This is a genomic window from Rhodoferax sp., assembly GCF_023701345.1.
Lineage (GTDB): Bacteria > Pseudomonadota > Gammaproteobacteria > Burkholderiales > Burkholderiaceae_C > Rhodoferax.
This window is the reverse complement of the sequence record NZ_JAMPXE010000145.1, coordinates 1-7,447: the sequence shown is the minus strand read 5'-3', so window position 1 is coordinate 7,447 and position 7,447 is coordinate 1. Positions and strand designations below refer to the sequence as shown.

The window sequence follows — 7,447 nt, the reverse complement described above, 5'->3', positions numbered from 1 at the left end:
TTGGGACTCTGGATTTGCTACCAGATCGTGACCCAACTGGGCGGTACCATACAGGCTGAATCCGATAACATGCTGACCCGCTTCAGCGTGACCTTTCCCTTGAATTCATCAGAAACACCTTGATGCCGCCACCATTGCCAAAAATTTGCCTGATCGAAGACGATGAGATCATGGGCGAATCACTCGCCGACCGCCTCAGTCTGGAGGGCTTCAGCTTTGACTGGTACCGCAACGGCAACGATGCCTGCATCGCCCTGCGCACGCAAAATTACGCGTTGGTGATCAGTGACATCCGCCTGCCAGACATCACCGGCGATGCCCTGTTTGAACAATTACTGAGTGAGCACCGGTGCTTGCCACCGTTCATCTTCATTACAGGCCACGGCGACATTGACACCGCCGTGCGCCTGCTCAAGACGGGCGCGCATGACTACATCACCAAGCCTTTTGACCTGGATGCCTTGATCGACAAAATCAATGCCTTGATCGCTCCCAGCAACAGCCTGGGACCTGCCGCCCTGGGTCATTCACATGCCATGCGGCAAATCGAGGCCATGCTGCATCGACTGGCGACCAGTGATGCCTCGGTGCTGATCACCGGCGAATCTGGCGTTGGCAAAGAGCGCGTGGCGCAAGCCTTGCACCAGATGGCAGGTGCGGCCAAGCCATTTATTGCCGTCAACTGCGGTGCGTTGACCGAAAGCCTGCTCGAAGCCGAACTTTTTGGTTACGAAAAAGGGGCTTTTACCGGCGCGATCCGAACCAAAAAAGGCGTTTTCGAGCAAGCCAGCGGAGGCACGCTCTTTCTTGATGAAATTGGCGACATGCCGCTGGCCATGCAGGTCAAACTGCTACGTGCCCTGCAAGAACGCAGCATCGTGCGGGTAGGCGGGGAGACATCCATCCCGGTTCGAATTCGTTTGATTTGCGCCACCCACCAGTTGCTGCAGGAACGCGTGAACAGCGGCGCTTTCCGAGAAGACCTCTATTACCGCATCAATGTGGTTGAGCTGCGCATTCCACCGCTACGCGAACGCCCTGAGGACATTCTTCCCTTGGCGCGTTCACTGCTTTCAGAAATTGCCTTGGCAAACGGGAAATCGCCGCCCGGTCTGACGCCAGCAGCAGAACACGCTCTCAAAAACTACCGCTGGCCAGGCAACATTCGGGAGTTGAAAAACGCTTTGGAGCGGGCCAGCCTGATGAACGATTTCCACTTTATTTCCCATGACATCCTGTTTGACCGGCCCGCACCTATGCTGACGGGACAGCAGGATGTTGCCAGCAGCCTGCGCGACTATCTCAACGAGTGTGAACGTGACTTCATCGTGCGTGCACTCGACAGCCATCAATTCCAGATTCAGGCATGCGCGGACTCTTTGGGTATCAGCAGGAAAAACCTATGGGAAAAAATGCGAAAACTGGGCATTGACAAGAGCCTTGATGGGGGAAATTGAAAGTCAACCAACCCCATCTTTCGCGCCTGTTTACTCACCAGCCTTGACCGCCAATACAGGACAAGGCACGGTCAGAAGCAGCTCCTGGGCAACGCTGCCCATGATGAGTTTGCCCACCTTTGAACGTTTTCTCATGCCAATGACAAGCAAGGAAACATTCAGCGATTCAACCAAGGCCAGAATTTCTTCGACCGCATGATTGCCACGGACATATTGCTTCAACTCAAAGCTGAGACCTGTGTTGGACAATAACTCCTGCACTCTCTCAAAATCCTGGACGTCGGCAAACGATGGGTCTTCCGTTCTACCGCCTGGGCTGGCGTTGACAACGAGCAAATGCTCATTGCGGCGGCCTGCTATTTCGATGCCTTTGTTCAATGCCGCCTGACCTTCAGGACGCGGCACGTAGGCTACAAGTATGGTCATAATTTTCTCCAGTTTTCCGCCATGTTAGCGCGTTCATTGCTGACTTTCAAAGCCGGGGACCTGCGGATCAAAACCACCCGCATGGCCACCATCGGAAAAAGACGGGCGCAGGGCCGCAGCAATAGGGGCGCGCCTGGGTCGGCGGATACAAGAATAAATTGCTTGAAACACATTCAGGCGCATGATATGTAAATACCATTCACTTTACGAAACTTTTTCTCAATGAGAGTCGCCATGTCCACAGTCAACGCACTTCTCCCTCCCCTCATGCAACGCTTGGGTGTTGTACCGTCTGCCTACACCGGTGGCACCTTGCGGGTCACTTCTCCCATTGACGGCAGCGAGCTCGGCTGCCTTGCCCCCCACAGTGCACAGCAGGTTCAACAGCTTGTAGATGCTGCGCACCAGGCGTTTTTGTCCTGGCGCAAAACACCTGCTCCCCGGCGCGGCGAGCTCATTCGTTTGCTGAGTGAGGAATTACGCCTGGCCAAAAACGACCTCGGCCAGCTGGTTTCGCTCGAAGCCGGAAAGATCCTCTCGGAAGGCCTGGGTGAAGTGCAGGAGATGATCGACATCTGTGATTTCGCCGTCGGGCTGTCGCGTCAGCTTTATGGCTTGACGATCGCCTCGGAGCGAGCCGGCCACCGCATGATGGAAAGCTGGCATCCACTGGGCGTGGTCGGCGTCATCAGCGCGTTTAACTTTCCGGTGGCGGTTTGGTCCTGGAATACCGCGCTGGCCATCGTCTGTGGCGATGCCGTGGTCTGGAAGCCCTCTGAAAAAACACCGCTCACCGCCCTGGCCTGCCAGGCCCTGTTCGAGCGGGCAGCCCAACGCTTCGGTGATGCGCCGCCAGCGCTGTCGCAATTGCTCATTGGCACCCGGGAAGTCGGTGAGGCACTGGTCAACCACCCCAAGGCGGCACTCATTTCTGCCACTGGCAGCACGCGCATGGGGCGCGAGGTGGGCCCCAATGTGGCGCGACGTTTTGGGCGCAGCCTGCTCGAATTGGGCGGCAATAACGCGGTCATCATCACACCCAGCGCCGATCTTGACTTGACCGTGCGCGGCATCCTGTTTGCCGCGGTCGGTACCGCCGGGCAACGCTGCACCACCACCCGGCGCCTGATAGTGCACCACAACGTGCGCCAGGTTTTGACCGAACGCCTCAAGCAATCCTATCTGGCGCTGCCCATCGGCAACCCCCTGACTGCTGGCACTTTGGTGGGGCCACTGATCGACAGGGCCGCATTTGAGGGTATGCAGCAGGCTCTGGCCCAGGCCAGGCAAGAAGGTGGTCAGGTTTTCGGCGGCGAGCGGGTATTGGCGGACCAGTTTCCCGACGCCTATTACGTCAAGCCGGCCATTGTGGCAATGCCAACACAAACCGAAGTGGTTCGCCACGAAACCTTTGCCCCCATTTTGTACATCATGGGCTACACGCATTTTGAAGAGGCTGTGGCCATGCAAAACGATGTGCCGCAAGGCCTGTCGTCGGCCATATTCAGCAACGACTTGCGTGAGACTGAGGCCTTCCTGAGCGCCAGCGGCTCTGACTGCGGCATTGCCAACGTCAACATTGGCACGTCGGGGGCTGAAATCGGCGGTGCCTTTGGCGGAGAAAAGGAGACGGGTGGCGGTCGCGAATCGGGCTCGGATGCCTGGCGCGCCTACATGCGCCGCGCCACCAACACCATTAATTATTCAAAAGAACTCCCGCTTGCGCAGGGTGTTCGGTTTGAGGTCTAGACAACGGCGCCACCGCTCACTATTTCCATGATCAAACCCTCCGAACCGGTTAGTAGCGAAGCCTTGTTGGGGCAGCGCCACCATGCAACCCAAATCCAATTCATCGCAAAAGACGAGGTGGCACGCCTGTTGCCCTATGGGCCGCTGATTCAAGCGCTGGCCACAGGTTTGCTGGAACCCATTGAGTCGCCGGCACGGAGTTTTTTCAACCCCAATCATGATGCCAGTTCGGTGCTGATCATGCCGGCCTGGCGACCCCATCACTTGATGGGCACCAAAATCGTTTCCATCTGGCCTGGAAACAATGCCAGGGGCAAGCCCGCTGTTTCCGCCGTTTATGTGGTCAACTCATGCGAAGACGGGACACCGCTGGCAGTCATCGATGGCACAGAATTGACCCTGCGCCGCACGGCGGCAACAGCGGCCTTGGGTACCCACTTGTTGGCCCGACCGGACAGCAGGAAGCTGGCCGTTTTGGGGACGGGTGCGCTCTCGCTACCCATGGCGTTGGCACACCACAGCGTGTTCAAGTTGTCTGAAACCACCATTTGGGGCCGCCAGCTTGACAAAGCCCAGGCCGTGGTGGACCAACTGGCTCAGCTCGGCATCACGGCGCGCGCCAGCGCAGACCTGCAAAGCACGCTGGCCAGCGCCGATATGGTGGTGGCGGTTACCACGGCCACCGAGCCGTTCATCCGAAGCGACTGGGTCAGGCCCGGTACCCATTTGGGCTTGGTCGGTGCTTTTACCCCGGGCATGGCGGAGGCCGAACCCCGACTTCTGGCCAAAGTCAGACTTTTTGTCGATTCACGGGAAGCGGTTATGCAAAAGGGCGGCGAGGTGCTGCAAGCTTTGCGCGCGGGCTTGATCACCGAAGCCGATGTACGGGGTGAACTCGCGGAGTTGCTTGCCACTTCTACGCAATCCGCTGGACGCCTTGTGGCGCAAGACATCACTGTCTTTAAATCGGTCGGCTTTGCCGCGCTCGACCTGATTGCCGCAGAGCATCTGCTGCAAAGCCTGGCCATCCCGAGCACTGCCACTTCCTGAACAAAACCGCTTTGGCTCCTGGAAGCTAGCGTCCCAAATCCTTGGCGCTGACACCGGCAATGCCCCAGTTCTCCTTGGGCACGTCGTGAATCCAGACGCGCACATTGGCAATTGGCGCACCGGTCGCCTCAACCAGCGCAGCGCTGACCTTTTCGATCACCGCGCGTTTTTGCTCTTCGGTGCGGCCTTCCATCATGTATATCTGTGCGAATGGCATGGTGTTGCTCCTGAAAGTTTGCGCTTAAACGAAACGAATGCTGGTGCTGCCCATGCCCTGCACGCGCAGCGTGATGTTGTCACCGGCCTGCACGGCCACCGCTTCGGTGATACCACCGGACAGGATCAGCGTGCCCGCCGGTATGCATTCGCCGCGCTCGGCCAGCAGGTTGGCCAGTGCCGCTATGGCCGCTGCCGGGTGGCCCATCACGGCGGCACCGGCGCCAAAGGCCACCGGAATACCATTCTTTTCCAACACCACGCCCACGGTGCGCAGGTCGCAGTCGTTCACACTCATCGGCTGGCCACCCACCACAAAACGTGCTGCCGAGGTGTTGTCGGCCACCACGCTTTTCAGATCGAACTTGAAGTCGCGGTAGCGGCTGTCGATCACCTCAATGCCGGGCATGACGAAGTCGGTGGCCGCCAGCACCGTGCCAATGTGGCAGCCGGGGCCGCGCAGTTCGGCTTTGGTGACAAAGGCGATTTCAGGCTCGACCTTGGGGTGGATCAGCTCGCTGACCTTGCATTCGCCGCCGTCGGCAACCACATAGTCGTCGGTCATGAAGCCAAACACCGGTGTGTTCACGCCCATTTGCTTCATCTTGGCATGCGAGGTCAGGCCGGCTTTGAGGCCGACCACGGTGCGCCCTTGCGCCAGCTTGCGCCGGCGGATTTCGTTCTGGATGGCGTAGGCGTCGTCCCAGTCCATGTCAGGATGGTCATCGGTGATCTTGGGGGTGTCCTGTTGCTTGAGCTGGCAGTTTTCGAGCCGGTCAGCCAGGGCGTTGATGGTTTGGGTATCGAGTTTCATGGGTTTCCTTAATTAAGCTTGCTTGCGTTCGCGCGCCAGCGTCATGGCGGTATCTTCGATCATGTCTTCCTGGCCGCCGACCATGCCGCGCCGGCCCATTTCGACCAGAATGTCGCGTGCCGCTACGCCGTACTTCTTCTCGGCGCGTTTGGCAAACAGCAGGAAGCTGCCATAAACACCGGCATAACCCAGCGTCAGGGCGTCACGGTCGATGCGGATCGGGAAGTCCATGATCGGCACCACCAGGTCTTCGGCCACGTCCTGGATCTTGTAGACATCGACCCCGGTGTCGATTTTCATCAGGTCGAGCACCGACACCAGCACTTCCATCGGCGTGTTGCCAGCCCCGGCGCCCAGGCCGGCAGCGGCGGCGTCGATGCGGCTGGCACCCACTTCAATCGCGGCGATCGAGTTGGCCACCCCCATGGCCAGGTTGTGGTGGCCGTGAAAGCCCAGCTCGGTCTCGGGCTTCAAGGCCGCGCGCACTGCGCTGAGCTTGGTTTTGACATCACCGGGCAGCATGTGGCCGGCCGAGTCGGTCACATAAATGCAGTTGGCGCCATAACCTTCCATCAGCTTGGCCTGGCTCACCAGCTTCTCCGCGCTGGCCATGTGCGCCATCATCAAAAAGCCCACGGTGTCCATGCCCAGGGTGCGCGCCTTGCTGATGTGTTGTTCAGAGACGTCGGCTTCGGTGCAGTGGGTGGCAACACGGATGGTGTTGACGCCCAGGTCCTTGGCCATCAGCAGGTGCTCGACGGTGCCGATGCCCGGAATCAGCAGGGCCGAGACCTTGGCCTGTTTCATCAGCGGGATCACCGCGCCCAGGTATTGCTCGTCGGTGTGGGCCGGAAAGCCGTAGTTGACCGAGGAGCCGCCCAGGCCGTCGCCGTGGGTGACTTCGATCAGCGGGATGCCGGCGCCGTCCAGCCCGCAGGCGATGGTTTTCATCTGCTCGAGCGTCATCAAATGGCGCTTGGGGTGCATGCCGTCACGCAGGGTCATGTCGTGCAGGGTGATTTGTCGGGTTGGTGTTGACATGGTGTTTTCTCCTTGGGGTTCAAGCCTGCGTGGCTTTGAGCGTGAGCCGGCCGGCGATGATTTCTTCGGCAAACATCTCGGCGGTGCGGGCCGCCGCGGCGGTCATGATGTCGAGGTTGCCGGCGTATTTGGGCAGGTAGTCGCCCAGGCCTTCGACTTCCAGGAAGACCGAGACACGGTTGCCATCGAACACCGGGCCGTTGACCAGTTTGTAGCCGGGCACGTACTTTTGCACTTCCTTGATCATGGCGTGGATCGATTCGGTGATCCTGGCCTGGTCGGGCTCGGTCTCAGTCAGGCAGTGCACGGTGTCGCGCATGATGAGCGGTGGCTCGGCCGGGTTCAGGATGATGATGGCCTTGCCCTTTTTGGCGCCACCGACTTTTTCCACGGCGCTGGCGGTGGTGCGGGTGAATTCGTCGATGTTCTTGCGGGTGCCCGGGCCGGCCGATTTGCTGGCCACGGTGGCGACGATTTCGCCGTAGGCCACGGGTTGCACGCGGCTGATGGCCGCCACCATGGGGATGGTGGCCTGGCCTCCGCAGGTGACCATGTTGACGTTCATCTCGGTCAAAAGGCCCCCACGCTCCCCCGCTGCGCGTGGTCCGCTGCCCCCCGAGGGGGCTGGGCTGCCTTGGGAGCGGCCCGGCGGCAGCCCGCCCACGTGTTCGACCAGGTTGACCGACGGCACGCA

8 protein-coding genes are annotated in these 7,447 nt (G+C 59.7%); 3 read left to right on the top strand and 5 right to left on the bottom strand.

The window, feature by feature from the left end; all coding sequences use genetic code 11:
* The first annotated feature begins 122 nt into the window (after window positions 1–122).
* On the top strand, window positions 123–1,457 hold the full coding sequence (locus NDI87_RS15275) for a sigma-54 dependent transcriptional regulator (protein ID WP_296276304.1): 1,335 nt from the start codon (window positions 123–125) through the stop codon (window positions 1,455–1,457).
* Window positions 1,458–1,487: 30 nt separating this feature from the next.
* Here the strand turns inward: NDI87_RS15275 and NDI87_RS15270 are convergent, their stop codons facing one another.
* On the bottom strand, window positions 1,488–1,883 hold the full coding sequence (locus tag NDI87_RS15270) for a universal stress protein (protein ID WP_296276303.1): 396 nt from the start codon (window positions 1,881–1,883) through the stop codon (window positions 1,488–1,490).
* A gap of 234 nt (window positions 1,884–2,117) precedes the next feature.
* Here NDI87_RS15270 and NDI87_RS15265 point away from each other — a divergent pair, with 234 nt between their 5' ends.
* Complete coding sequence (locus NDI87_RS15265) at window positions 2,118–3,632, top strand: aldehyde dehydrogenase family protein (RefSeq protein WP_296276302.1); 1,515 nt, start codon at window positions 2,118–2,120, stop codon at window positions 3,630–3,632.
* Window positions 3,633–3,659: 27 nt separating this feature from the next.
* Complete coding sequence (locus tag NDI87_RS15260) at window positions 3,660–4,682, top strand: ornithine cyclodeaminase family protein (protein ID WP_296276301.1); 1,023 nt, start codon at window positions 3,660–3,662, stop codon at window positions 4,680–4,682.
* A 25-nt stretch (window positions 4,683–4,707) separates the two neighbouring features.
* On the opposite strand, the gene NDI87_RS15255 is transcribed toward NDI87_RS15260, so the two are convergent.
* From NDI87_RS15255 to NDI87_RS15240, 4 genes are all read right to left on the bottom strand, one after another.
* Complete coding sequence (locus NDI87_RS15255) at window positions 4,708–4,899, bottom strand: 2-hydroxymuconate tautomerase (RefSeq protein ID WP_296276300.1); 192 nt, start codon at window positions 4,897–4,899, stop codon at window positions 4,708–4,710.
* A 24-nt stretch (window positions 4,900–4,923) separates the two neighbouring features.
* Window positions 4,924–5,712, bottom strand: a complete 789-nt coding sequence (gene dmpH / locus NDI87_RS15250) for a 2-oxo-3-hexenedioate decarboxylase (protein ID WP_296276299.1) — start codon at window positions 5,710–5,712, stop codon at window positions 4,924–4,926.
* A gap of 12 nt (window positions 5,713–5,724) precedes the next feature.
* The gene (gene dmpG / locus NDI87_RS15245) at window positions 5,725–6,753 is read right to left on the bottom strand and encodes a 4-hydroxy-2-oxovalerate aldolase (RefSeq protein ID WP_296276298.1); all 1,029 of its coding nucleotides are present in this window, start codon (window positions 6,751–6,753) and stop codon (window positions 5,725–5,727) included.
* A gap of 19 nt (window positions 6,754–6,772) precedes the next feature.
* Window positions 6,773–7,447, bottom strand: a 675-nt coding sequence (locus NDI87_RS15240; RefSeq protein ID WP_296276297.1) for an acetaldehyde dehydrogenase (acetylating), incomplete at its 5' end; no start/stop codon positions are given.